The 23,254-nt window shown below is 61.6% G+C and carries 20 protein-coding genes and 2 pseudogenes; 10 read left to right on the top strand and 12 right to left on the bottom strand.

Going from position 1 to position 23,254, the window contains the following annotated elements:
• Window positions 1-37: 37 nt before the first annotated feature.
• The 6 genes from BGP17_RS10145 to BGP17_RS10120 form a co-directional block, all read right to left on the bottom strand.
• Complete coding sequence (locus BGP17_RS10145; RefSeq protein WP_017502534.1) at window positions 38-313, bottom strand: HU family DNA-binding protein; 276 nt, start codon at window positions 311-313, stop codon at window positions 38-40.
• 22 nt (window positions 314-335) lie between these two features.
• Window positions 336-911: an RloB domain-containing protein gene (locus BGP17_RS10140; RefSeq protein WP_017502533.1), complete on the bottom strand. Its 576-nt coding sequence runs from the start codon at window positions 909-911 to the stop codon at window positions 336-338.
• Window positions 908-2,113, bottom strand: coding sequence for an AAA family ATPase (locus BGP17_RS10135; protein WP_017502532.1), 1,206 nt, complete (start codon window positions 2,111-2,113; stop codon window positions 908-910). The genes BGP17_RS10140 and BGP17_RS10135 overlap by 4 nt, the downstream gene beginning before the upstream one ends.
• Window positions 2,114-2,228: 115 nt before the next feature.
• Window positions 2,229-6,767, bottom strand: a complete 4,539-nt coding sequence (locus BGP17_RS10130; protein WP_228167503.1) for an NACHT domain-containing protein — start codon at window positions 6,765-6,767, stop codon at window positions 2,229-2,231.
• A gap of 1 nt (window position 6,768) precedes the next feature.
• Entirely contained in the window at window positions 6,769-7,158 is a 390-nt protein-coding gene (locus BGP17_RS10125) for a type II toxin-antitoxin system VapC family toxin (RefSeq protein ID WP_017502530.1), read from the bottom strand.
• Entirely contained in the window at window positions 7,155-7,397 is a 243-nt protein-coding gene (locus BGP17_RS10120) for an AbrB/MazE/SpoVT family DNA-binding domain-containing protein (protein ID WP_026109463.1), read from the bottom strand. The genes BGP17_RS10125 and BGP17_RS10120 overlap by 4 nt, the downstream gene beginning before the upstream one ends.
• 272 nt (window positions 7,398-7,669) lie before the next feature.
• Between BGP17_RS10120 and BGP17_RS10115 the strand changes: the two genes are divergently transcribed.
• Genes BGP17_RS10115 through BGP17_RS10100 form a run of 4 tightly spaced genes read left to right on the top strand, consistent with a single transcriptional unit; the run spans window position 7,670 to window position 10,618 of the window.
• Window positions 7,670-8,146, top strand: a complete 477-nt coding sequence (locus BGP17_RS10115; protein WP_197209944.1) for a hypothetical protein — start codon at window positions 7,670-7,672, stop codon at window positions 8,144-8,146.
• Window positions 8,146-9,270 carry a tyrosine-type recombinase/integrase gene (locus tag BGP17_RS10110; RefSeq protein WP_285139269.1) on the top strand — a complete coding sequence of 375 codons (1,125 nt, stop codon included), beginning with the start codon at window positions 8,146-8,148 and terminating at the stop codon, window positions 9,268-9,270. The genes BGP17_RS10115 and BGP17_RS10110 overlap by 1 nt, the downstream gene beginning before the upstream one ends.
• A 47-nt stretch (window positions 9,271-9,317) precedes the next feature.
• The gene (locus BGP17_RS10105; RefSeq protein ID WP_234792391.1) at window positions 9,318-9,857 is read left to right on the top strand and encodes an ADP-ribosyltransferase; all 540 of its coding nucleotides are present in this window, start codon (window positions 9,318-9,320) and stop codon (window positions 9,855-9,857) included.
• Entirely contained in the window at window positions 9,854-10,618 is a 765-nt protein-coding gene (locus tag BGP17_RS10100) for a hypothetical protein (RefSeq protein WP_017502525.1), read from the top strand. The genes BGP17_RS10105 and BGP17_RS10100 overlap by 4 nt, the downstream gene beginning before the upstream one ends.
• Before the next feature lie 114 nt (window positions 10,619-10,732).
• Here BGP17_RS10100 and cueR read toward each other — a convergent pair whose 3' ends face one another.
• Both cueR and BGP17_RS10090 read right to left on the bottom strand, forming a co-directional pair.
• Window positions 10,733-11,182 (bottom strand): Cu(I)-responsive transcriptional regulator, encoded by a 450-nt coding sequence (gene cueR / locus BGP17_RS10095; RefSeq protein WP_017502524.1) that lies wholly within the window; start codon window positions 11,180-11,182, stop codon window positions 10,733-10,735.
• Window positions 11,179-13,689, bottom strand: a complete 2,511-nt coding sequence (locus BGP17_RS10090; protein WP_017502523.1) for a heavy metal translocating P-type ATPase — start codon at window positions 13,687-13,689, stop codon at window positions 11,179-11,181. The genes cueR and BGP17_RS10090 overlap by 4 nt, the downstream gene beginning before the upstream one ends.
• Before the next feature lie 160 nt (window positions 13,690-13,849).
• Here BGP17_RS10090 and BGP17_RS10085 point away from each other — a divergent pair, with 160 nt between their 5' ends.
• Together BGP17_RS10085 and copM are read left to right on the top strand one after the other, a co-directional pair.
• Window positions 13,850-14,068: a heavy-metal-associated domain-containing protein gene (locus BGP17_RS10085; protein WP_017502522.1), complete on the top strand. Its 219-nt coding sequence runs from the start codon at window positions 13,850-13,852 to the stop codon at window positions 14,066-14,068.
• Window positions 14,065-14,367: a CopM family metallochaperone gene (gene copM, locus BGP17_RS10080; RefSeq protein ID WP_017502521.1), complete on the top strand. Its 303-nt coding sequence runs from the start codon at window positions 14,065-14,067 to the stop codon at window positions 14,365-14,367. The genes BGP17_RS10085 and copM overlap by 4 nt, the downstream gene beginning before the upstream one ends.
• 460 nt (window positions 14,368-14,827) lie before the next feature.
• Here copM and BGP17_RS10075 read toward each other — a convergent pair whose 3' ends face one another.
• Window positions 14,828-15,658, bottom strand: a complete 831-nt coding sequence (locus BGP17_RS10075; protein ID WP_037521839.1) for a hypothetical protein — start codon at window positions 15,656-15,658, stop codon at window positions 14,828-14,830.
• Window positions 15,659-15,725: 67 nt separating this feature from the next.
• Between BGP17_RS10075 and BGP17_RS23870 the strand changes: the two are divergent.
• Window positions 15,726-15,923, top strand: a pseudogene (locus BGP17_RS23870) (transposase); the annotation flags it as partial.
• Window positions 15,905-16,477 (top strand): annotated as a pseudogene (locus BGP17_RS10070) (IS5 family transposase); the annotation flags it as partial. The pseudogenes BGP17_RS23870 and BGP17_RS10070, both read left to right, overlap by 19 nt.
• A gap of 111 nt (window positions 16,478-16,588) precedes the next feature.
• On the opposite strand, the gene BGP17_RS10065 reads toward BGP17_RS10070, so the two are convergent.
• On the bottom strand, window positions 16,589-17,659 hold the full coding sequence (locus tag BGP17_RS10065) for a hypothetical protein (RefSeq protein ID WP_017502080.1): 1,071 nt from the start codon (window positions 17,657-17,659) through the stop codon (window positions 16,589-16,591).
• A gap of 438 nt (window positions 17,660-18,097) precedes the next feature.
• Here BGP17_RS10065 and BGP17_RS10060 point away from each other — a divergent pair, with 438 nt between their 5' ends.
• Together BGP17_RS10060 and BGP17_RS10055 are read left to right on the top strand one after the other, a co-directional pair.
• Window positions 18,098-19,930, top strand: a complete 1,833-nt coding sequence (locus BGP17_RS10060; RefSeq protein WP_026109365.1) for a copper resistance system multicopper oxidase — start codon at window positions 18,098-18,100, stop codon at window positions 19,928-19,930.
• 316 nt (window positions 19,931-20,246) lie between these two features.
• Window positions 20,247-21,419: a copper resistance protein B gene (locus tag BGP17_RS10055; RefSeq protein WP_026109366.1), complete on the top strand. Its 1,173-nt coding sequence runs from the start codon at window positions 20,247-20,249 to the stop codon at window positions 21,417-21,419.
• Between the two features lie 159 nt (window positions 21,420-21,578).
• Here BGP17_RS10055 and BGP17_RS10050 read toward each other — a convergent pair whose 3' ends face one another.
• Window positions 21,579-21,860, bottom strand: a complete 282-nt coding sequence (locus BGP17_RS10050) for an ArsR/SmtB family transcription factor (protein ID WP_037445127.1) — start codon at window positions 21,858-21,860, stop codon at window positions 21,579-21,581.
• Window positions 21,861-22,016: 156 nt separating this feature from the next.
• Entirely contained in the window at window positions 22,017-23,201 is a 1,185-nt protein-coding gene (locus BGP17_RS10045) for an MFS transporter (RefSeq protein ID WP_017502084.1), read from the bottom strand.
• Between the last annotated feature and the right edge of the window lie 53 nt (window positions 23,202-23,254).

Here is a 23,254-nt window from a genome sequence, read left to right as displayed (position 1 = left end):
AAAGGGGGCAAGCACCGCAGCTTGCCCCCGCGCCTGATTAGCCGTTCAACCGGTCCTTGACGGCCTTGGCCGGCGTGAACCCGAGCTTCTTGGCCGCAGCGATGGTGATGGCAGCGCCGGTCGAGGGGTTGCGACCCTCGCGCTCCGGCGTATCCTTCACCTTGAACTTCCCGAAACCATTGATCGAGATTTCCTCGCCTTTTGCCGCCGCGTCGGTAATGGCGGCGAACACAGCGTCGACCGCTTTGCGCGCGTCGGCCTTCGTCAATCCATTGGCTGCTGCGAGTGCATCTGCCAGTTCAGCGTTATTCATCGTAATTCCTTTCTGCTAAAAGTCATGCTGGCTCAATAAAGCCGATAGTGGTGAGAAGGCCAGCAAGAGCGGCTTCAACTGCCGCTGCTCGTGCGATCGCCCCATGGTCGATCCGCTCTGCAAGCCGGGCTGCCGGCATTCCCTTACGATAGCCGGGCCAGGCCTGGGAAAGAGCCGTCATCGCAAGAGCGGTGCTGCCCGGTCGCCGCTGCGCGCACCCCTCGAGGTGCCGCAGAAGCAGAGCCTCATGACAAGTGTGCTGCCAGATCAGACCCAGGCCCGCCTTGTTGGCCGCAGGCGTGATCCGGGCATCTCGGTCGGGACTGATCCCCAGCTTGTCGTCATCGAGCAGTATGAAGCGCCCTTCGAAAGCTCCGTGGCGCTTTTCCCGTTCACCGGCACGCTTTATCGCCAGATCCACCAGCGACGAGGGGTCTCCACCGCCCGGCTGCAGCAGCACGGCATCGAGATGCACGGCGAGCCGCTGCGTTTCGGCAAGCCTGGTGAGCAGCGCGACATAGCCCTGTTCGCTTTCGCCCTCGCAGCCGACGAAGATACGGCGGCGCTGCGGGACGACCTTGCGCTTCTGGCGGCTCATCCGATCTGGGGGAGGGCACCGTAGGTGCCGCCAAGATATTTGCGATAGTAATTCTCGTCGCGTCGCACAGCCTGGACGTCCTGCAAGGCGTAGACCTCCGTTCTGCCCTCCGGCGACTTGGTGCAGAAGAGCACCTCCTCCTTGATGAGTTCCTCAAGGAGAGACGCGTTGTGACAGGTCATCCATAGCTGCGCGTCGTGCGGGTTCCGGCTTGGGTCGTAGAACCAACGCAGAATTTCGGGCAGGATCAACGGATGGATTGCCGTGTCCAGCTCGTCCATCACGGCGATGCCGCCGGTTTCCAGTGCCCGAAGCAGGAATGGGTAGAGGCGCAGGAACATCCTCGTACCATGACTTTCGAGGACGAGCGGCATTGGACCGTCATGGCCCTCATGCGTGAACAGCGCGACCGGCCCGTTCGGCCCGCTTTCCACCCGCATGGTACGAATGCCCAGATCAATGCGTTCAATCTCGCGGTTGAGCGCCTCGACCAAACCTGGGTTCTCGGCATAGTGACGAACCATCTGTTCCTCGACGCCGTCAGAGCGTTCGATCAGGATGTTCGACGAGATCGTATTCGCCGCCTCCCAAAGCTGGGTAGCGATCGGATGCTTCAACTGGGCAAGCGTCGAGATCACGCTCGCATTGGGGCGCAGCACTTTTTCCAGCGCTTGCCGGAACCCGGTGAGCTTGAATGCGCCTGCCGCAACTACTTTGCCCTCAGCGCTTCGCTCGAACAGCCGAACCTTTCGGCGTGCGGGCTCGGGCCAATAGTGCAGGGCTTCCGATACCACCTGCTGGGCCGCGTTCGAACCGCCCAGTTCAAGGGAATAGGTATAGCGACAGGCGGGAGAAGTCTCGTCCTCTGGTTCGCTGTGACCGCCAAAGGACAGGCTCAGACGGGTCGGAGCTGATTGTCCTTCAACGCTGTTGAACCGCTCATAAGGGAGCCGGCCGGTCGGCGAGATCTGGAAACTTTCGCGCGCGAACCAGGCGATGAACGACAGCGCCCGCAAGATAGTCGATTTGCCCGCTGCGTTCGGACCGAAAATGGCCACGACCTTGGGCGCTCGATCAGACGCGCCCGGCCAGATCGGGGACAGCCTACCGGGTAAATCTGGCGCGTTTGCCCCCACACGCAGATCGACAACCTGCTTGTCGCGGATCGAGAAGAAGTTCTCAATTTCGAGTTCGAACAGCATAATGGCTCCTCACGAGCCGTAAATAAATCGTTTCATTACGGTTTCAACGTTTTTTCGTTAAACCGGCGTCGAAATGCTCTCATTTTTTCCTTTGCGGTACTGCGGCCGGCCGGACTCAGTCCGGCAGGGAGCGCGCCTTCGCCCGCCAGGGCGCATGGGTTTCCTTGCAGATATCGGTGAAATAGAGCCGCTTATCCAGATTTTTGGTCGCTTCCTTCTCGACCCGGTCCCGATCCCGACGTGCCGCATGCCAGATCGCCATCTCTTCAAATGGCAGACCATCAAATCCGCGCGCTGCGATCGCGCGCTCGAACAATGTGATCGCCCGATCATCTGCGCAGGCAAGGAAGAGGGTGAGGGAGGCAAAGGCCTTGTCCGGGTCGTTGCCCGACATGAACCGGTCACGCCAGTGACCAGCGGCGGTTCGCCGGCGAAAGCTTTCCTCTGCCTTGTCCTGCGTCTCCTGCAACCAGCCTGACGTCTGGATTGCCCTCGCTCGCTGCCAGAAACTCTCTGCGTCCGGTCCAGGGTCGAGGAAGCGGCCGAGGTTGAAGGCTCGAGCGATGTCACCAGCGAGCTGGCTTTCCAACCAGACGAACATTCGATCGAGGAGCCAACCCAGGCGCCCGCCCTCTGTCGCCCACCGGGCAACGGAGGCCAGCGCATGATCCGTGTTCGCATCTTCGAGAACCTGTTCGCAGTGACGGGTCATCTCGGGCCGGTCGCTGTAGAAGGGCAGGCTCTCAAAGCTGTCCATCTTGGTCCAGCTGCTCTCCTTGTAATGCGGGTAGAGCGTTGACCAGATCCTCGCGCCATCTTCGGGCTGCTTCATCATCAAAGCGCGCAGCGCAGTCATGACCGGGAAGTTGTCGAACGCGAAAGCATGTTCCGCGCCGCGCTCCAGCAAGGCATCGAGTGCAGCGGCAAGCGCTGGACCGCGCCGTTCTGCCAAGACGAGCATCGCCTCATTGGCGTTCAGCCACGACACCTGCTTGCCAAAGCCGTCCGGGAAGGATTGCTTGCCGATCGCGTCCAGGACAAACGCCTCGAAATGGTTGAGCGCGTCCTCGTCGCCGGGATCATCCTGAACGCGCGCGCCCCAGGCGACCGGATCGATGCGCGTGTCGAGGTCAGGTACAGGGAAGTGCCTGGCAGCCGCGATCAGCGCGAGCGAGCCATTGGCCGCCTCATTGATTTCGGTCTCGGCGGCGCAGCTCCAGCCAGTGTTGACCAGGGCCTGCAGGAGAGGGGGCTGGTTGCTGCGGCGTCCGATCAGGAAGAGCAGCCGCCGGGTAACATCGCTGTCGTTCGCAAAGCCGGCAACGAGGTCGTTCGCGAGGCTGGGAGGCATTTCGCTCAGATCGACGCTGGCGAGATAGGAGATCCAATGCTGGCGATGCTCACCGGCCAGCAGAGGCCGGATGGGTTCATAATCAGCCTCCATAGGGGCGGCGAACACTGCAACTTCGTCGGTATAGAAGCAGGGGCCGTGAGGGTCGCTCTTGAAGATTGCGATCTGCTGTGCCGCTGTTTTTCCTGCAAGACGCGATATCTGGGCATGGAGCCAGTCGCTGTCCTTCCTGTCGAGAAGCGAGCGCTCCAACATCGGGGCGACGGATCGCGCGAATATCTCGTGGGTCTCCGCATTGAGGAGCGGCCAGTATCGCCCGATCTCCTTGGCCAGCCGGACGAGCTTGTCCTCGGCATCGCCATCATCCGAAGCGCCTCTCGTCTCGGCGCTGGCAAAGATCCGCCGGATCAGATCGGTGAGCGCTTCGGGCGCCCAACGCGCCAGCACCGGAAGGCTGTTCAACAGCGCATAGTCGGCTGAGTCCTGACCCATTGCGCTGACGAACAGCGTAGACGCATCGGTCTCGTTAGCTGCGGCGATCAATAGTTCCTGATCCTCGGAACCAAGGGTGACGTTCGGATCGAATGCCAGCTCCTTGAGCGCAATGAACCTCTCGAGAGGTTCGTCCCCCGTCCTTCCGTTCGCATCCTCCGGCAAATGGACCATACCTGCTTCATCAACAGTAGCGCGACGACCAAACCAGGTGCGCCGCTCCACCGCAGGCAGCTCTGCCCGCAGCGTCGTTGCCGCCGGTGAGGCGAGGCCGTCGAGCAGCAGGCGGGCAACGTCGCGTCCGACGTCATCGCCGGTATCAATAAGTTGGCGCGCCAGCCCCAGAAGGGCGGCAGCCGTCTCCTCGCCATCGACCGGATTGATCCGCAGCACCCACCCCATTGCATCAAATGGCCCGAACGCTTCGCTGATGGCGCGCGAGGCCGCCCAGCTCGCAATTGCGGCCAGGAAGGGCTGTCGCGGCAACATGGAGAGAATCCCAAGTGCTCTGGCGCTCAAGCCGTTATAGTCACGCTCGTTTCGCTCAGGCATCTCAACCTTCTGCAGCGTCGTCGTGATCGCGGGAGCCAGATCAGATTCCACGGCCGTCCAGCGTTGATGCCGGTCCTCCAGGGTCGCAGTGGTTGCCGCGTGCGCGTCCTCCACGGTAGCGTCCCGTTCCGCCAGCCGAAGTCGGTTGGCATCGACCCAATAATAGCCGAGCCATCGGGACAGGCGTTCGCCCAGTGCGGCGCGGAAACCCGGATATTTAGCCGCATCCGCGAACGCAGTAATGAAGATGTTCTCGTCGCGGAGAGACCCATTGTAGCGCAGCCAGATCTGCTCGGCGAAATCCAGAAACAGCTCAGGCGCTCCTGGTATCAACCGCTCCAGTGTAGCAAAATCGCGCCGCCCGAAATTCTGCTGGAAGAACCAGTCGCGCAGCAACAGCATGAAGGTGTCGCTGGAAGCGCTCTGGCGCACGAGAGAGGCCGTGACTGCCCAGCGCAGGATATCGACGCCCCTGTCGGTGCCGCGCAGCGGCTCCATGAACTGCGCCAGTCGGTCTGCGCGTCCGGCCCCGGCCTGATCCAGATCGGTGATAAGCGCGAGGGCCAGCGCCAAAGGCACGCGGTCCTTCCTGAGGCGAAAGCGATGAGCGCTCCCGGGAACCCGATCGACCCAATTGCCTGAAATGATCTCGCTGAGCGCCGTTCGGAGGGCGGGCTCGCCGGCTCCACTTTCCGACCCAAGCGCCTCGATCATGTCCTTGCGGGTCAGGTGCAGTTCGGCATCGGCGCCGTCCTCGATAGCCGAGCGGAGCCTGCTACCTTCCTGAGCAAGGAATTGATGGAAATCGTCAGAACTCGGCGCGAGATTTGAACCATGGAGGTTAAGCCGGTGTCGCCAGTCTTCGTAGATCAGGCGCTCGATCGTTATATCGCCGCTTGCCTGAAGATGTTCGCGCTGCTGGATGGCCAACTGGCAATAGCGTGGAATCGCCATCAGCTTGAGGAGCTCTTCACTCAGCTCCGAGCGGGGAACGCGGTGGCGCGCCAGCATTTCGTCGAGTTCGGTCTCCGTGAAATCCTCGACCGTCACCGGCCATGCCTGGGGAAGTAGGTTGGCGAGGGACTTGAGGTCATCCTCCCAATATTCTGTCCGACAGGTAAGGGCGATCGCGACATGGCCCTCAAGGCCACCCGCCTGCAACGGCTGTATGACCTTCTGCCAGTCGGTAAAATTGACCTCCTGGTTGAGGCCATCGATCACCAGCAGAATGCGCGGCGCCTGAGCCGGTGCGCGGGTCCAGAGCTGTATCCTGCGCTCCCAAAAATCTTCGTCATGGCCCGGGACGCGCTGCGCGATGAGTTTGGCGAGGAACCGGTGCGGGGGCATGAGGGGCGGGGCGACAAGACCACGCGCAGGGACCACGATCGTGAGCGGAAGCGCATCAGGCGACGCCGCCATTTTCTCCTGCCACCAGGCGAGGAAACTCCAGGTCTTGCCAACGCCCTCGGCACCCAGCACTGCGAGGGGGAGGGGGGGCCGCATCGCCCACCACTGCTCGAATGCGGCACTGGGACCTGCGCGCGCGACGCGGATCGTGCCAGGTGCATCGAGACCGCCGTAGCATTGAAGCTGCGCGATCGCGACGCGATCATCCTCGAAAGCATCCTTGAGCCAGCGCGCGCCCGCGATCCTCGTCGACGCATAGCCGACGTCGTCCCGCCGGAACGGCTCGAAGACGCGGGCGCAGTCTGCCGCGAAGTCATCGTCCCCCGCGACCGCGGCAAGATAGCCGGTGATCGCCGGATCATCGCCGAGATGCGCTTCGACCGCCTTGGGGGCGGACGCAGCCAAGAGCGCGAGCGAACTGGGTCGATCCTCGCGACCCGACGGGTCGAGAACCTCGACCTGTATGCCGCGCTCGGCGCCGACTTCGCGAAACTTGACGAGGTCCGTCCGGGTGATGTGGGTCGTCGTCGCGAGGATCCAGAGGTCCAATGCATCGATATTCACGGCAGCGTCTGAAATCTTGCGCTGGACCTCGGCGACCGAAACGTCGCTTCTGGAGCCGTATTTCTTGCCTTCAAAGCCGATCGCCAGGCCATTGGCGGGTGCGTCGTTCGCACCATCCATCCCATGCTGGTGTCCCGACTTCATGAGGCGGAAGCTCTGGCCCAGCAATTCCTCGAGGCAGTCGCGAACGAAGCCCTCAAACCCTTTGTTTCCGGTATCCGGTAGTTTGAGCATCGCTGCGACAAAGGCGCTCGGATCGGGGGCGGCCGACGAGGAAGGCATACTCATATCAGCGAATGACCGTCACTTTCACCTTGGCGGCGTCGGCCACCGTCTTCCATGCCTGATCGGCGGTATACGCGGGAACGCCTTCGCGTTTGGCGAGGGCAAGACAGAAACGATCGCCCAGCGAAAGGCCCGCTTCCGCCGTCACTGCGCGCAACGCGCCGGCCTCCCAGGCAAGCGCCTCATCAGCGGCCACAACCCGCATCGGCAGGGCCCCAAGCATCTCCCGCACTTCCTCGATCGGCGCACCCAACCGGACAAAATGGCTGATCACCTCGGCCAGATTGAACGAACCTATTGCCGCGTCCGCCAAAACCCCAGCCACCTTCGCTCCTCCGCGCTCTCCCTTGAGCAACGCAAGCACGGCGGATGCATCGAGAACGACCTTGCTCATTCGCCGCTCTCGGCGCTTCGGTCGGCGAGGAACGCCGCGACGCTCGCGTCGGGGTTTCCTTCGGTGTAGCGCTTGGCGATAGCCTGCGCCCGCGCCACCGCCTGCGTAACTGTGCGCAGAACGACGCCGGTATCTGTTTCCTCGACGATGACCGAGCCGCCATTCTCCAGGCCAAGCCGCTTGCGAATGTCGATGGGCAAACTCATGCGCCCGTTAGGAGTTATGTTAACCTGCACCATATTCGCACCATCAGAACACAGAATGACATCGTATTATTTTGATACCACAAAAGGCACCGGATGCCAATCAATCCAGACATGGCGCACCCTCGGAATCTGGACCGATCACGCGGCCAATGCCATGCACGTAATTAGCGATAAGACTGATTCCTGCTAAAAAGATTCTGGCTTTCGGAGAGGGGGTTGGATACCCTCAAAAGCATCCTCCAAGGACGGAATTGATGGACGCTCGGTACAGCCTGATACCCACTGTCGAGAAAGAGACGGATCCAGTGACCCTGATCGTTCACCGGACTGAGGATACGCATGAGCAATTGGAGCTGCTCTTGGCGGTCGAAGGCGCGAAGACCCTGAAGCTCGTTCCGGGTCGCGACCTGAACGGCGCAAAGATAATGATGCGCGCCGGCGCCTCGTTCAGTCGCCACAGCGGCGTGCGCTTGTCGAACGGCTTCAACGTCGTTGATCCGTCGGCCTGGCATCGGCAAGGGATTGGCACGGTTGCCCTGAACCTGATGATCGAATGGGCAAAGCGCCTTCACCCAGATGCCGATGTTCGTCCGGTCGAGCTCAAGCGCTACAAGCAGGGTATTGAAGGCGATGACCCGCGCCTTGCCTTCTATCGCCGGTTCAACCTGCAGTGGAATCTTGCGGATCAAGATCAGGACGCCGTAAACCTTCTATCTGTGCCCATGACAGTGCGCGACCTTCAGACAGCCCCGCTCTCGGCGCGGCTCACGCGATTGCCATGATGAACGGCGAAGACCCTTCCGCTTCCCCGCCTCCGGCTGAGGTAGCTGACGATCTCGAAGCTGTCCTTGCCGGCGCGATGGTCCTTCTCGATACCGTCGAGAGTCTCGAGCCTTATCTTCCGGATCTGACCGCCGACGACCGCGAGCGTGTCGATCGGTACGTAGGGCGTGCCTCGGCCGATGCCACGCTGCGGGCGTACAAGTCCGATTGGCGGCTGTTCTGCGCCTGGTGTCGCGAAAGTGGTTACCGGCCCCTGCCTGCCACACCTTCAACGGTGGCCGCGTTCCTCACATTGCTCGCCGAGACCGGCTTCGTCCCGCTCGAACCACGACGGACCAAGACCGGCAAGGTTCTCCCGCGCAAGGCACCATCACCGCTCGGCAAGGCGACCATCGGTCGACGGCTGGCCGCAATCGTGTTCGCCCATCGCGCCGCCGACCTGGAACCCCCGACATCGCAGCCGGACGCTGCCCGGCTCGAAAAGGCAATGCGCGCGATCCGGCGAGAAAAGCGTGACGACCTTCCGGATAAAAAGCGCGCGGCTGACGGCGACGTGATGCGGGACATGCTCAAGAGCATCACCGGGAATGACCTGCGAGCCTATCGCGACCGCGCATTACTCGCGATCGGGATGGCAGGCGCCTTCCGGCGCTCCGAGCTCGTTGAGGTAACTGTCGCTCGGGTAGCCGAAGATGCGCGCGGCCTTTTGATCCGGATTCCTGCTTCCAAGACCGACCAGGAGGGCGACGGCCAAACGGTCGCTATTCTGGATGGCCGCCGGCTCGAACCGGTCCAGCACTACAATGCATGGATTGAAAAGGCTGGGATTTGCAGCGGTCCGGTGTTTCGCAAGCTCACACCGCAGGGACGGCTTACCGATAAGGCCATGAGCGCGCAGGGGGTGGCTCTTGTGGTCAAGGCCGCAGCCGTAGCAGCTGGCTATCCGCCTGAGCTCTTCTCAGGCCATTCATTGAGGGCAGGCTTCCTGACCGAAGCGGGGCGGCAAAGCGCGAACCTGTTCAAGATGAAAGAGCATAGCCGCCACTCGTCACTCGAGATGGTGGCCGAGTATGTGCGCGACCATGAGCGGTTTCGCGAGCACGCGGGGGAAGGTTTTCTGTGACAGCACTCATTGTAACCGCCAACGGCCTGGTCGGTCGGGAGCGGGAATTGACCGAGCCCGAGCATCTGGCATTGCGCAGCTACGGGGCGGATTCGACCTTTTTTCATGCGATCGCGCAGGGGCGCACCGAAGCACTGTCGCACAATCCGGACTTCGGCGCGTTTTCATCGGTAGCGCGGACCAAACGCGACGCAATCGACGCCGTTTTCTCAATTTCGCGTTTGTTGACTGCGCAGACGCTCTGGTCGGGCCATGGCCATGGCTGGGGTGTTCGCGGTGCTCTGGAGGGGGCACCCGCCAACTTCGTAGGCCTGCAGTATCGTTATCCCGGATACATCTCGACATCGACGGACCGGAGTTGGTGTGACGCGTTTCTCGACAAGCGGAACCGCAGTCAGAGCCGCCCCACCATGCTGGAATTCCGACTGCCCGCCGGTACGCCAGCGATCGACATGCACGACGGCGGCGCACAGGGGGAGTTTGAAATCTTACTCCCGCGTGAAAGGCTTTTCTCGATCACCGACGCGAAAATGCTCCCCGGCGATCTTCTCCAGCTTGTCCTTGAGCCTGGCGAGGCGTCGGTATGAGCGAGGACGACTGGCCTGAAACCGACGATCATGCGGGACCAAGGCGAGCAGAGGATATCGGCCCCACCGAGCTTACGGCGGCCCTTAACTCCCTCGCAGGTTTCAGCGACAATCCTTGGTTGGTCATGCAGGGTCAGCAACTGGAGCTGATCGACAATGTCCTCAATGGCATGGAGCGCGAAGTTCTGCGCCATATGCTTGATGATGATCGCCCGGTTGAGACGATCGCACTTTTGACGGCTCTCTCGCCGATGTGGATCTATGCGGCCTATGAGCTTTTGCGGACATGGCGGCAGCGGTGCGACGAGGTGGTTCGACTTGCATCAAGCGGCGGCTTTGATCTGAAAGCAGCCCATCTGGAACGCGAGGTCAATTATCAGCACTATGATCGGGAGCTTCGCGCGCAACAGCTTCGGATCGCCCGCGACAATCCTGATCTTGTGCAGCGAATGCGCGATGATCTGGCTCGGACCGAAATGGGGTTCACGACGATCGAGTTTATCCGCGTCGCCCTTGCCAAGCATGAGGTCAGCGGCAGCAAGTCCAAAAACAAACCGATTGCCTTTGCGCCTGGCCTTGCGATGCCCAATCGCTACACCGGGAGCATGGAATATGAATTGAGCGTCGGCGGATCGATCATAGGCTACCATACGCGCCGCGACCTCGCTGAAACGATCCGCTTCCTGCCCACCACGCCGGTGCCCACTGCTGAAGAAATGGAGGGCTTCCGGGAGTATATGCGACCTCCAGAGGTCGGCTGATGCTTATGCAGCCGACCATCTGCCACTGCCCCCACCCGCCCGCATCCGTTACAACGCCCAACAGTCCGACAATGAGATAGGTCATCCGGGACAATGAGCTTGCCGGCAACATAGCTACCGATGGCGCAGACGGCGAATTCCGGCAGAGGCTGGCATCGGCAACGCGCGATCCGATGAAGGCTCTTCAAGATCCGCAATGATTGGGCAGTCTGGGCGATCATCTCCTGCGCAGCAGCTCACGAGACCCTGCAACGTGTCGACCATCTGGTTGAGCCCCTTGATGCGGTCCTGAAGCTCAAAAATATGCGACTGGGCAATGCGCTTGACGTCTGCACTGTGGCGCGACCGGTCGCGCCACAGGTTGAGAAGCTCGTTGATCTCGGTCACGGCGAACCCAAGGTCGCGCGCGCGCCGGATGAACCGGAGCATGTTGACGTCGCCCGGTGAGTAATCCCGATAGCCCGAATCCCGTCGATCCGCCTTTGGAATGAGGCCCGTTTGCTCATAGTAGCGGATCATCTTGGCGGAGACGCCGGACGCCTTTGCTGCCTGGCCGATGTTCATCGTCCTGCTCCCTTCGCCGGCGCGCCAGTCGATGCCTCCGGCGGCTGAAAGCCGCGGAGCCGGAGTGAATTGCCAAGAACGAACACGCTCGACATTGCCATCGCGCCGGCAGCAAACACCGGCGACAGGAGAATGCCCGAGATCGGCCATAGAGCGCCGGCAGCGACCGGGATCAGCGCGGTATTGTAGGCGAAAGCCCAGAAGAGGTTCTGGCGGATGTTGCCGATCGTGGCACGGGAGAGTGCGATCGCCGACGCCACACCGTTGAGGTGGCCCGACATAAGCACGACGTCGGCAGCCTCGATGGCAATGTCCGTGCCCGTACCGACCGCAATCCCGACGTCTGCTTCGGCGAGCGCCGGTGCATCGTTGATGCCATCACCGATAAAGGCGAGGCGTCCATATTCTGCTTTCAGGCGGCGCACCGCCTCGACCTTTCCGTCGGGCAGGACTTCAGCCACAACCTCGTCGATGCCCAGCTGGCGCGCGATCGCCTGCGCGGTATGCTGATTGTCGCCCGTAATCATCGCGACTTTCAGGCCGAGAGCATGGAGGGCGGCGATGGCCGCAGGGGTCGTTTCCTTGATCGGATCAGCCACGGCGACGACGGCTGCAAGCTTACCATTGATCGCGGCATAGAGTGGCGATTTGCCTTCAAGGGCCAAGCGCGATGCTGTCTTGGCGAACGCGGCGACATCCAGGCCGAGCTCGCGCATGAAGCGATCCGCCCCAATTTCGACCCGCTCGCCAAGCACCTCGGCGCGAACACCGCGCCCGGTCAGGGATTCGAAGTTGGAGACCTCGGGGAGGCTGAGCTTCTCGGCGAGGGCGGCATCGACGATGGCGCGGGCAATCGGGTGTTCGGACTTGTCCTCAACTGCCGCGATCCGGGCGAGAACGTCCGACCGATCGAAGCTAAGCGTAACCTGCAGCTCCGTCAACACGGGGCGGCCTTCGGTCAGCGTACCGGTCTTGTCGACGGCCACGACCTTGGCATCGCGCAGAAGCTGAAGCGCTTCGCCCTTGCGGAACAGAATGCCCAGTTCGGCTCCCCGGCCGGTGCCGACCATGATGGCGGTCGGCGTCGCCAGACCCATGGCACAGGGGCAGGCAATGATGAGAACCGCGACCGCATTGACCAGCGCGAAGCTCAAGGCCGGAGACGGACCGAATACCAGCCAGGCGCCGAAAGTGAGCGCAGCCACCACCATGACGGCGGGCACGAACCACATCGTCACCTTGTCCACGAGGGCCTGGATCGGCAGCTTCGATCCTTGCGCCTGTTCGACCATGCGGATGATCTGGGACAGCATGGTGGCATCGCCGACTGCCGTCGCGCGAAATGCCAGCGCCCCCTTCTGGTTGACCGTACCCCCGACGAGGCTTGCCCCTTCCGCCTTCTTGGCCGGAATTGGCTCACCGGTGATCATGGATTCATCGACGTAGCTTTCGCCCTCGATAACCTCGCCATCGACGGGGATCCGTTCACCAGGCCGAACTTCGATGATGTCGCCGGCAACTACTTCAGCGACGGCGACTTCGACGGTACTGTCGGCGCGGCGCACGCGCGCGGTCTTGGCCTGAAGGCCGACGAGACGCTTGATCGCCTCGGACGTGCGCCCTTTTGCCCTTGCCTCCAGATAGCGGCCGAGCAGGATCAACGCGATGATGACCGCAGCCGCTTCAAAATAGACGTTCACGGTCCCGGGTGGGAGAAGCGCCGGGGCGAAGGTTGCAACAAGGGAATAGCCGTAGGCCGCCAGGGTGCCGACCGCGACGAGCGAATTCATGTCGGGAGCCAGCCGGATCAGGGCGGGGAGGCCCTTCTGGTAGAAACGGAAGCCTGGGATCGCGAGGACAAGGGTCGTCAGCGCGAACTGGATGTACCAGCTCGTCTGCATGCCGATCGACATCGCGATATACATATGAACGCTGGGGATGAGGTGAGACCCCATCTCCATGAGAAAGACAGGGAGCGCCAGGAGCACGGCAATGGTCAGATCGCGCTTGAGCAGCTTGCGCTCCTCTTCCTTGCGATCCTCGCCATCGTCCGCATCGGCAGCCTTGACGGCCACGGGTTTCGCTTCATACCCGGCACCAGCGATCGCGGCGATCAGCGACTTCGCGTCAGCCGCGCCGCGGATCGTAGCGCGTTCGGTCGCCAGATTGACGCTGGCCTCCATCACACCCGACACGGCCCTGAGCGCACGCTCGACACGCCCGACACATGACGCACAGGTCATGCCGAGCACGGTAAGCTCTGTGGTTTCGACCGGCACCGCATAACCCGCCGACTCGACCGCCTTCACGAGCTCGGTCCGATCGACCGGACCTCCCGCCGTGATGCTCGCCCGTTCGGTCGCGAGATTGACGTTGACCGCGCTCACGCCTTCGATCTTGCCGAGTGCGCGCTCAACGCGGCCGACGCACGACGCGCAGGTCATGCCCTCGATGGGCAAGGTGATTGTCGAAACGTCTGTTTCGATGGGGGATTTTTCGGTCAGCATGTTCCGCTTCCTCGATTCTCGCGAACTTGACCAACCCCATGTGAGGCTTCCCATCATTGGAAGGTCAAGGTTCAAGTTTTTTTCGGCGGACGGCTTGACCTTCCAACGATGGCAAGCCCCATTTCTTGCGGGACGAACTCGAATTTTGAGGAGAATCCCGATGCAGTTCCACGTCCAGGACATGACCTGCGGTTCGTGCGTCCGGCACATCAACGAGGCGATCGGCAAGGTCGACCCTGAGGCCACTATCGAGGCCGATACCGTGTCCCGCACCATTTCCGTGACCACCACTGCAAGCCAGGAGGATATCCAGAAGGCGCTGGCGGATGATGGCTATCCCACCACTTTGATTGAAGGCACCGAGGCGGTGCAGTCGTGAATCACGAAGGCCATGGCGAGCATCAGGCCGAAGGCCTGTCTGACAATCCCGTCATTCGCGATTATCAGGTCGCGAACAACCGCATGCACGCCGACATGGCGATCGAGTTCAGCGGCGACGCAGATCTCGATTTCCTGCGCGGCATGATCCCGCACCATCAAGGCGCGATCGACATGGCGCGCGTTGTTCTCGATCACGGCTCGGATCCTGAAGTGGGCAAATTGGCGCAGGCCATCATCGAGGCGCAGGAAAAGGAAATCGCGCAGATGAAGAAGTGGCTCTCTGATCGGAGCCAGTAAGCCGCGCATCCCTATGGCCGGCCCCCTCTGGGCTGCCCCCCAGTCCCCCTGAGCCCTTGGGTCGGCCAGGCGGCTGGGTGTTGATTAACGCAACACCCAGCCTTGGGTGCGCCTCGGTATCCAACAATGGAGCCGAGGCGCATTTGCATCCGCCACAGGTGATGGGTTGCAACGAACATATTGCTGAAAGGGCGTTTGATGAATGCGACATTGGAAGCCATCATGTCTTTTACCAGCTAAACCTGCCCGCTGTGACAAATGCTTGTTCGGGGCTAGCTGCTCTCACGTGCTCCAGCATCGACGACGCGCGAAGGCGTTTAACCTCGAGGCTACGCCCCAAGGCCGGAGTTATGGCGTGCTTGGGGACTGAGACGACACTCAGACGACTAGGAACGAACGTTGCCTTACGGATGAGCGGACATACTAAACGCGTCGGACAAGCGCCAAAAACCGAGCAAGGCTAGCCAAGCGCGACCAGCCTGTTCCCATCGATCTCCGCAGGTATTGGCTCGTCAATAATGGTCAGGATTCTCGGATCGCAGTACTCCCCAGCCATCAGAGTGCTCTCGAACATCGGAACACTGGTCGTGATCGGCTTCGGAGTATCGCTAACCGGTATCTCGGCCTTGATCCGCAAGAAGCCGCATTCCTCTGATACGGACAGCGTGAGTTGCGCCCTCTTGCCATCGGCCATCTTCAACCGCGCGCCGTGCATGATATTCAGCGCGTATAGGCTCACGAAGGTTGAGACAGGTTCGAAGCTGTGTCTGCAATCATCCGCGAGCGACCCTTCCTCCACGAGCAGATCCACAAAGTCCCGCCACAGCGTCATGTCGCTGAACGCGAACTGCCACATCATGCTGAGACCAAACACTTTTAAAACCTTAAACTCCCGCTCTTTGAGTGTCCGGTCTGCTTTGAACTTCCTGATTGCCTTGTTGAAGGATTGCTCGGCAGTTTGGCGAGAGATGCCAAGCCTCTCCTTGATCCGGTCATCCGGAATAATCCTGAGGTTGGCGCGCCCTGCCTCCTCCAAGTGCTCAGCGTTAGGCTTGGCTCCGTTGAGTTGGAGGTGCCAGAGCCTAGCGCTTGTTTGGATGTCGTTTGCGCGCGCCAAGCTTATTCCCGCATCCCTCTCGTGGCGGTGGGCAGCGAAGTGTCCAATCTCCTGGACGCTTGCCCGTCCCGGCTGGTGCATGCGGAGGTCGGAGAAGAGGCTATGAAGGTCGGTAATCTTGCGCTCACCGCGGAGAAGCCGCGCGACCCGGCGCTTATGGTCTTCAAGAAGCATCGCTAATTCCACCTCTTCCGAATGTCCGCTAGCAAATCTAGAGGCTGTTATGGACTTGTGAGTCCGAATGGATTCAAAGGCTTGGATGGAGATTGTCCGCAAGCCTTATCCGTCTGACGTATCCGATGAAGAATGGTCGCTGATCGTGCCGTATCTGACGCTTCAGCGCGAGGATGCGGGGCAGCGCGAGCACAGCCTGCGCGAGGTGTTCAATGGCCTGCGCTACATCGTGAAGACGGGCGCGCCGTGGCGCTGGATGCCGAGAACGACCTGCCGCCCTGGGCTGCGGTCTATCAGCAGACGCAGCGCTGGCTGGCGGCGGGATGCTTCGAAGCGTTGGTGGACGATCTGCGCGCCGTGCTGCGTCTGGCGGCAGGTCGCACCGCTGAACCCAGCGCGGCCATCATCGACAGCCGGACGCTGCGGTCCACGCCCGAGAGCGGCGAGCGGGCCGGCTATGATGGCGGCAAACGCAAGAAGGGATCGAAGCTGCACATGGCGGTCGATACGCTGGGTCACCTGCTCGCGCTGCATGTGACACCGGCCAGTGCCGAGGATCGTGGCGAAGTCGAACGGCTCGCGCGGACCATGCAGACCGTCACCGGCGACAACGTCGATATTGCCTATGTCGATCAGGGTTATACCGGCGCGCGGGCTGCCAATGCGGCGGCTCACGGCATCACGCTGGAAGTCATCAAGCTGCCCGAGGCGAAGCGGGGCTTCGTTCTCCTGCCCCGCCGATGGGTCGTCGAACGATCATTCGCATGGGCAACCCGATTTCGCCGCCTCGTCAAGGACTACGAGCGATACGCCCAAACACTCGCCGGACTGCATGTCGTCGCGTTCGCTTGCATCATGATGAAGCAAGCTGCTGCCATCGCCGCTGGTTCATAACAGCCTCTAGGGTAAGGTCTCCCTCCTAAGATGGACCTATTTCTTGGTCTTTTTCTTTCGACGCTTCGGCAGCTCCGGAAACCGCGCTTCCACATCGCGCTGGAAGTCGCAATAGACGTTCCAGGCCCGATCGTTGGTCCGCAGGATGTTGATCTCGATATAGTCGGCGCGCAGCCGCTCCAAAATTGTGGTGATGCCTTCAGCCATCTCGTGGCGACCGGCATCGATCTCATCCCATGCCTTTTGGCGCGAGGCGGTCAGCGGCATGTCGCCTGGACTGCTGAAGACGTGAGATTTCCCGCTTGGGGTCGAATGATATTGTTCGTCGTGGGACAAGGCCCTAAGCCAGCCACGATACAGCTTGTCTACCGCCTCGCGTAGCACGGGGTCGTAGACGCTAAACAACGAATTGCCGGCGACGCCGCGGAAATTTTCGAAAAACCAGATTGCCTTGTCGGTGAGCAGATACGGCATCTCTTCAAGGTGTTGCTGCAGCGTCGGGATATGGAGCGTATCCATCAGCCAGCGCATATTCTCGACGTCATGGTCGTGCTCGATCTTCTCGCGGGACAGCCCCTTGAGCTCGGCCGGTCGCTTCGGATTCTTGTCGATTATCGCCTTCACAGCGAACTCGAGCCGCTTGCTCAAGTCTTCGCGTTTCGAGGGGGGATCGCTCGGGGCATAGCCGTATTTCATCGCACGGTTCTGAGCGAAATCGAACGGCAGATCGGCGGGAAAATTGCCGATTGCAGTGTTAAATAGAAGAACAACACGGTCCCAGCCCAGCGTCGCGACGGCGTAGCCGAGCTCGAAGCCAACATTAGGATTGGGGCACGGCCTGTCCGCGCCGGGCGGCGTAACGGTGGTGATATCGGCGATGAAGATTGCCGCCGCCTCGATTTTCTCGATGATCTTATCGGTGATCTTGGGGCTGCCGCTAGTATCGCGAGTCGCTTCGTCCGCGACCAGCTTCAGTTTGGGGTTCGCCGCCTCCAAGCGCTTGCAGGCATCGGCAAGTGCCTTGCCGATAGCATTGAAATTCGTCTTCTTTGGCGAGTCGCTTTGCCATGAATAGAAAACATGAAATGTGGTCTTTTTCTTAGCCATAAGGCGAGATAGCAGCGTAGGATGGTCCCGTCATTTGCAATGAAGCCTCCGTTAGCGATCCTCCGTAACGAAGTGAGCACAGCTATTGATGCTCGCCGGCGCCGATCGCTCCTCGTCAACTCCATGACAGATAACGGCTGATCCCCGCTTGAGGGCCAGCAGCTGGATTGCGAAGGCCAGGTGCCACTGCTGGAGGTCCGAAAGCGCTGTGAATGCGGGGGCATTACGGAGGCATCAGGCGTCCAGGATCAAAACCTCACCAGATTTGCCCCTCTACCTACCCTTGCCACAAGAGCGCCCTGAACCGGCTTGGGTTTGCCGCTTTCGGGTGCTCAACCGGTCTGCCTGGAAGCGCGCGAAAAAGAACTTGACCTTGCCATGATGGGAAGGTGGAAAAGGCATGTCGTTCCATCCCCTTTGAGGGACTTGAGAGGCGACATGACTGATTTAATCGACCGCCGCGCCCTTCTACGGGGTAGCGCGGCCCTGGGAGGAACGGCGGCGCTCGCCAGCTGGTTTCCCGCATGGGCCCAACCCGTGTCCGCCGGAATCGTGCGGGCGCTCCCGACTGTGTCCGGCGATGAAATCCATCTGAAGATCGCTGCGCAAATGATGACGATCGACGGCCGGATGAGCCATGCGATCGGCATCAACGGAACAGTGCCCGCGCCGCTCATTCGGCTGCGGGAAGGACAGAAAGTCCGCCTTCATGTTGAAAATGCACTGGACGAGGACAGCTCGATCCACTGGCACGGGCTGATCCTGCCCTTCCAGATGGACGGCGTTCCAGGCGTGAGCTTCCCGGGGATCAAGCCTCGGTCGACCTTTACCTACGAGTTCCCGATCGTTCAGTCGGGGACCTACTGGTATCACAGCCATTCGGGCCTGCAGGAGCAGCTGGGCCATTATGGGCCGATCGTGATCGACCCCGCCGGCGAGGACCCGATCAATTCCGACCGCGAGCACGTTCTTGTCCTGTCCGACCACAGCCCGCTTCATCCGCATACGATTTTCCGCAAGCTCAAGCAGCAGGGAGGCTACTTCAATTTCCAGAAGCAGACGCTGGCTGGCCAGCTGGCTGGCCGTGACCAGACTGGTAAGGAACGACTGTCCTGGGGTGCGATGCGCATGGACCCGACCGATGTTTCGGACGTAACGGGCAGCACCTACACCTATCTCGTCAACGGCCATGGCCCTCGGGATAATTGGACGGGGCTTTTTCGTCCGGGCGAACGCGTCCGCCTGCGCATCATCAACGCCTCGGCGATGACGACGTTCAACTTCCGCATTCCCGGCCTGAAGCTGACAGTGGTGCAGGCAGACGGTCTCCCGGTCCGTCCGGTGAGCGTCGACGAAATTCAGGTCGCCGTTGCCGAGACCTACGACGTGATCGTCGAGCCGGCAGACGACCGCGCCTATACGATCGTTGGCGAGAGTGTCGATCGCTCGGGCATGGCGCGCGCCACCCTCGCGCCGCGCGAGGGCATGGCCGCTGTTGTTCCCCCGCTGCGCAAGCGTCCGTTAGCCGACATGAAGGACATGGGCATGGGTGATATGCCTGGCATGTCCGGCATGGATCATTCCGCGATGCCACCGAGCGGCGCAGCTGCTGCTTGCCCGCCCGAACATGCGGCGATGGGACATTGCAAACCCGCCGGCGACGCTGGTGCGATGGACCAACCGACCATGAGCCACGGCGCCGGCGGCATGAAGCACTCGATGCGCGACATGTCCATGGCACCCGAGGTCAAGGACACACCCACGGTCCAGACGATATCGCCGATGCCGATCGACCGAACGGGCGAGCCCGGCCAGGGGCTCAAGGACGTCGGTCACAAGGTGCTGGTCTACCGCGACCTCATGGCGGTCGAGCGCAACCCTGACGTAAGAGCGCCGGACCGGTCGATGCGGATCCATCTGACCGGCAATATGGAACGCTATATGTGGGCGTTCGACGGGCTCAAACTGAGCGAAGTGAAGAAGCCCATCCCGTTTCTCAAGGACGAACGGGTCCGCATCACTTTGGTCAACGATACGATGATGGGTCACCCTATCCATCTGCACGGGCATTTCTTCGAACTGGTCACCGGCCACGGTGCCTATGCCCCGCGCAAACACACCGTCCAGGTGCAACCCGGCGGGACCGTGACCTTCGACGTCACGACTGACGCCCTGGGTGACTGGGCGTTCCATTGTCACATGCTCTATCACATGCACGCAGGGATGATGCAGATCGTCTCCGTGCGCCCCCGCGAAGGAACGGCCGCATGAAAAGCCTTATCTCCCTGCTTGCTACCTCCCTTCTGGCCCTGAGCGCCCCGCTTGCTGCCCAAACGATGGATCACAGCCAGCATGGCAACGCGCAGGCAGGCGCCAGGAAAGCGGCCCCCCGGCCCGCGGCCAAGCCCACGGCGAAGCCTGCGCCGAAGGCGCGCAAAGCGCCTGCGCCATCGCGCCCGGTGCCCGCGCAGAGCGATCCGTCCTGCCCGCCCGAGCACGCAGCCATGGGTCATTGCACACCCAAGCCAGCAAGCTCTCCCAAGGGAAAGCCAACCGCCCTCCTCAGTCAGACGGGCGAGCTGCCGGCATGAAGACCCTGGCATTTCTGAGTGCAGCGTCGGTTCTGGCGCTCGCCAGCCCGGCGGCCGCTCAGTCCATGGATCATTCTCAGCATCAGAGCGCTCCCGTGTCGGCGCCGGACAACCCGGCCGCCAAGAACAGGGCGGGGGCGACGGCATGTTCCCCGGAACATGCGGCCATGGGGCACTGCAAACCCGCGGCGCCCGAGGTCAAGGTTCGCAAGGAGGCGGCCTGCGCCCCGGAGCACGCTGCGATGGGCCACTGTACCCCGGCTCCCGACACACAGGAAAGTGAAGAGCATTCGTCGGCTGAACCAGCACAACCAGCGACATCTTCAGACCCCTCCTGCCCGCCCGAACATGCGGCAATGGGACATTGCACGCCGAAGGCGGCCGCTCCCACCTCGCCGTCGATGGAACAGTCGGGGACCGCCCTTCCCGCCGGAAATGCACCTGCTCCAGCAGCGCCCGACGCCGACTATGCGGATCGGGTCTGGGGACGCGATGCGATGAAGCCCGTACGAGACGCCATGATGAAAGAGCATGGCGGAATGTCCTATTCGCAGGTCATGCTCAATCTCGCCGAGGTCCAGATCCGCGATGGCAAGGAGGGTTATCATTGGGATGGAGAGGCCTGGTTCGGCGGGGACATCAACCGGCTGACGGTAAAATCTGAAGGCGAAGGGAATTTCGGCGGCGGTCTGGAGGGCGCCGAGGTTCAGGCTCTCTACAGTCGCGCGATTGGCCCCTACTTCAATCTGCAAGCCGGCGTGCGGCAGGACATCCGACCAGAGCCTACGCGCACATACGCGGTCATCGGCTTCGAAGGCCTGGCTCCATACTGGTTCGAGATCGAAGGCGCCGCCTTCGTTTCGGACAAAGGCGACTTACTCGGCAGGATCGAGGGTTATTATGATCAGCGTATCACGCAGCGCCTGGTCGCGCAGCCGCGCGCCGAGGTGAACCTTTCCGCGCAGGACATGCGCGCGGAAAGGATCGGGGCAGGTCTGGTCAATGCCGAGCTCGGGCTGCGGGTTCGATACGAGGTAGTCCGCGAGTTTGCACCCTATGTGGGTGTGGCGTGGGAACGAAAATTCGGCGAGACGGCTCGAATAGCTCGCGCCGCCGGCGAGGACACCGGAGGTTTTAATCTCGTCGCCGGTGTTCGGGTCTGGTTCTGACAGAGATACGCGCGGACCTGCTATGGTCCTCGCAGCGATGCTCTTGAGGTTGCCCCCGGACTTTCAGGACTGTGTTCGGGAAGGCTTCAGGAGCGGCCCAGACGCGCGTCGGCTAGAAAGCTCGAGTTGACGCGCGTTTGGGCCATTCAAACGGCAGGTTCAGTCCTCGCTGTGATCCTCACCGATATGGGATGCCATATCGATCAGCATGTCACTGACGTGCGCATCGGCTACCTGATAGAAAACCTGGCGAGACTGTCGCTCACCCCGCACAAGCCGGGCACCACGCAGCAGCCGAAGATGGTGGCTTACGAGAGTCTGGGAAAGCCCAAGGCTTTCCGCGATGTCGCCAACCGCCTTGGGCACATTCAGGCAGAACAGCAATATCCGCAAACGGGTTGGATCGCCGAGCAAACGAAAGGTCTCGGCCAGAATGGTCATCTCATGGCTCGATAGGCGGAGATGCGCATCGCCCACGTCCGGGCCGGTATGTTCATGGACGTCAGACATTTCGATCTCACTCTTGGTAGCATGCATTCGACATATGTGGACATGTTCATATGCACGAGATGAGGGCCCTCTCCAAGGACGACAAGATCAGGGGGCGACTTTCGTTCGCGAGGCCTGCCAGACCAATGGCACCAGCATCAGCGCCAGCGCGGGCAGGATGGCCCAATTGATCGTGACCCAGCCCGCGCTGTGCATCACCGAGCCAGCAAGGAAGGACACGATCGCGGTCACCCCAAAAACGAGAAAGTCATTCGCGCCCTGCGCCTTGCTTCGTTCCGCAGGGGTGTGACAGTCGGTGACCATAGCGGTCGCTCCAATGAAGCTGAAGTTCCAGCCGATACCCAAGAGCGCGAGCGAGCCCCAGAAGTTCGACAACGCCACGCCGCTCAAGGCGACGGCACCCGAACCCGCCAGCAGCACAAGGCCGAACGCGGTCACCCGCTCCTTCCCGAACCGGGCCATCAGACGTCCAGTGAAAAAGCTCGGCCCGAACATGGCGAGAAGATGCCACTGGATCCCCAGCGTCGCATTATCGACCCCGTATCCCTGCTTGACCATCGCGACGGGCGCGGCGGTCATCACGAACGCCATAACGCCGTATGATACGACGCCGGTCGCGACCGCCAGAATGTAGCGGGGCATCTTCAGTATCTCGAGCAACGGTCGTCCGGTTTCGCTCCCTCGCGCAGCCTGCTCAGCGCGCGGTGTCCGAAGCATGAGGAGGACGGGGATCGCGATCATCGGCAGGATCGCCTGGCTGAGAAAGCTGCCCACAAAAGGAGGTGGCAGGGCGTCGCGCGTCCAGATCACGAGCTGCGGACCGACGATCGCGCCTACGAGTCCGCCGACCATGACCCGCGATATCGCGCGAGCCTTCATCTCGCCTTCCGCCGCATCGGCCGCCGCGAAGCGATAGCTCTGCACGTAGGAGCTGTAGAGCCCCGCGATGAAGGTTCCGAAGCAGAAGATCGCAAAGGAGCTGGAGAAGATTCCAAAGGCTGCCACGGCGCCGCCGAGAATTCCCGTCACGGCTCCCAGAACATATCCCGCTCGCCTGCCCCACCTTCGCATCAGGGCTGCAGCGGGAAGTGTGCCAAAAGCCAGACCAAGGCCGAACAGGCTGACTGGAAACGTGGCCCAGGCCGGATTCGAGGCAAGTTGCAGCCCGACCAGACCGCCGAGCGACATCACGATCGGCGGGCTGGCACCGCCAAGGGCTTGCGCCGCTGCGAGAACAGCGATGTTGCGCCGGGCCGTCTGCTTGCTATTCATGAAAACCTCTCATCGGGCGGAAATCGGTTGGTCGGCGGCCGCTCCAAATGCCC

Origin of the sequence: Sphingomonas sp. 67-41 (genome assembly GCF_001899725.1) — a bacterium.
GTDB lineage: Bacteria > Pseudomonadota > Alphaproteobacteria > Sphingomonadales > Sphingomonadaceae > Sphingomonas > Sphingomonas leidyi.
This window is presented reverse-complemented; position numbering and strand designations above follow the sequence as displayed.

Bases quoted from the DNA above. Each gene is read 5' to 3' on its own strand.
- BGP17_RS10050 (WP_037445127.1), bottom strand. From the start codon at position 21,860: ATGACCATTCTGGCCGAGACCTTTCGTTTGCTCGGCGATCCAACCCGT.
- BGP17_RS10120 (WP_026109463.1), bottom strand. From the start codon at position 7,397: ATGGTGCAGGTTAACATAACTCCTAACGGGCGCATGAGTTTGCCCATC.
- BGP17_RS10085 (WP_017502522.1), top strand. From the start codon at position 13,850: ATGCAGTTCCACGTCCAGGACATGACCTGCGGTTCGTGCGTCCGGCAC.
- BGP17_RS10060 (WP_026109365.1), top strand. From the start codon at position 18,098: ATGACTGATTTAATCGACCGCCGCGCCCTTCTACGGGGTAGCGCGGCC.
- BGP17_RS10110 (WP_285139269.1), top strand. From the start codon at position 8,146: ATGAACGGCGAAGACCCTTCCGCTTCCCCGCCTCCGGCTGAGGTAGCT.
- BGP17_RS10130 (WP_228167503.1), bottom strand. From the start codon at position 6,767: ATGAGTATGCCTTCCTCGTCGGCCGCCCCCGATCCGAGCGCCTTTGTC.
- BGP17_RS10145 (WP_017502534.1), bottom strand. From the start codon at position 313: ATGAATAACGCTGAACTGGCAGATGCACTCGCAGCAGCCAATGGATTG.
- BGP17_RS10100 (WP_017502525.1), top strand. From the start codon at position 9,854: ATGAGCGAGGACGACTGGCCTGAAACCGACGATCATGCGGGACCAAGG.
- BGP17_RS10065 (WP_017502080.1), bottom strand. From the start codon at position 17,659: ATGGCTAAGAAAAAGACCACATTTCATGTTTTCTATTCATGGCAAAGC.
- BGP17_RS10045 (WP_017502084.1), bottom strand. From the start codon at position 23,201: ATGAATAGCAAGCAGACGGCCCGGCGCAACATCGCTGTTCTCGCAGCG.
- cueR (WP_017502524.1), bottom strand. From the start codon at position 11,182: ATGAACATCGGCCAGGCAGCAAAGGCGTCCGGCGTCTCCGCCAAGATG.
- BGP17_RS10075 (WP_037521839.1), bottom strand. From the start codon at position 15,658: ATGCTTCTTGAAGACCATAAGCGCCGGGTCGCGCGGCTTCTCCGCGGT.
- BGP17_RS10055 (WP_026109366.1), top strand. From the start codon at position 20,247: ATGAAGACCCTGGCATTTCTGAGTGCAGCGTCGGTTCTGGCGCTCGCC.
- BGP17_RS10090 (WP_017502523.1), bottom strand. From the start codon at position 13,689: ATGCTGACCGAAAAATCCCCCATCGAAACAGACGTTTCGACAATCACC.
- BGP17_RS10135 (WP_017502532.1), bottom strand. From the start codon at position 2,113: ATGCTGTTCGAACTCGAAATTGAGAACTTCTTCTCGATCCGCGACAAG.
- BGP17_RS10125 (WP_017502530.1), bottom strand. From the start codon at position 7,158: ATGAGCAAGGTCGTTCTCGATGCATCCGCCGTGCTTGCGTTGCTCAAG.
- BGP17_RS10140 (WP_017502533.1), bottom strand. From the start codon at position 911: ATGAGCCGCCAGAAGCGCAAGGTCGTCCCGCAGCGCCGCCGTATCTTC.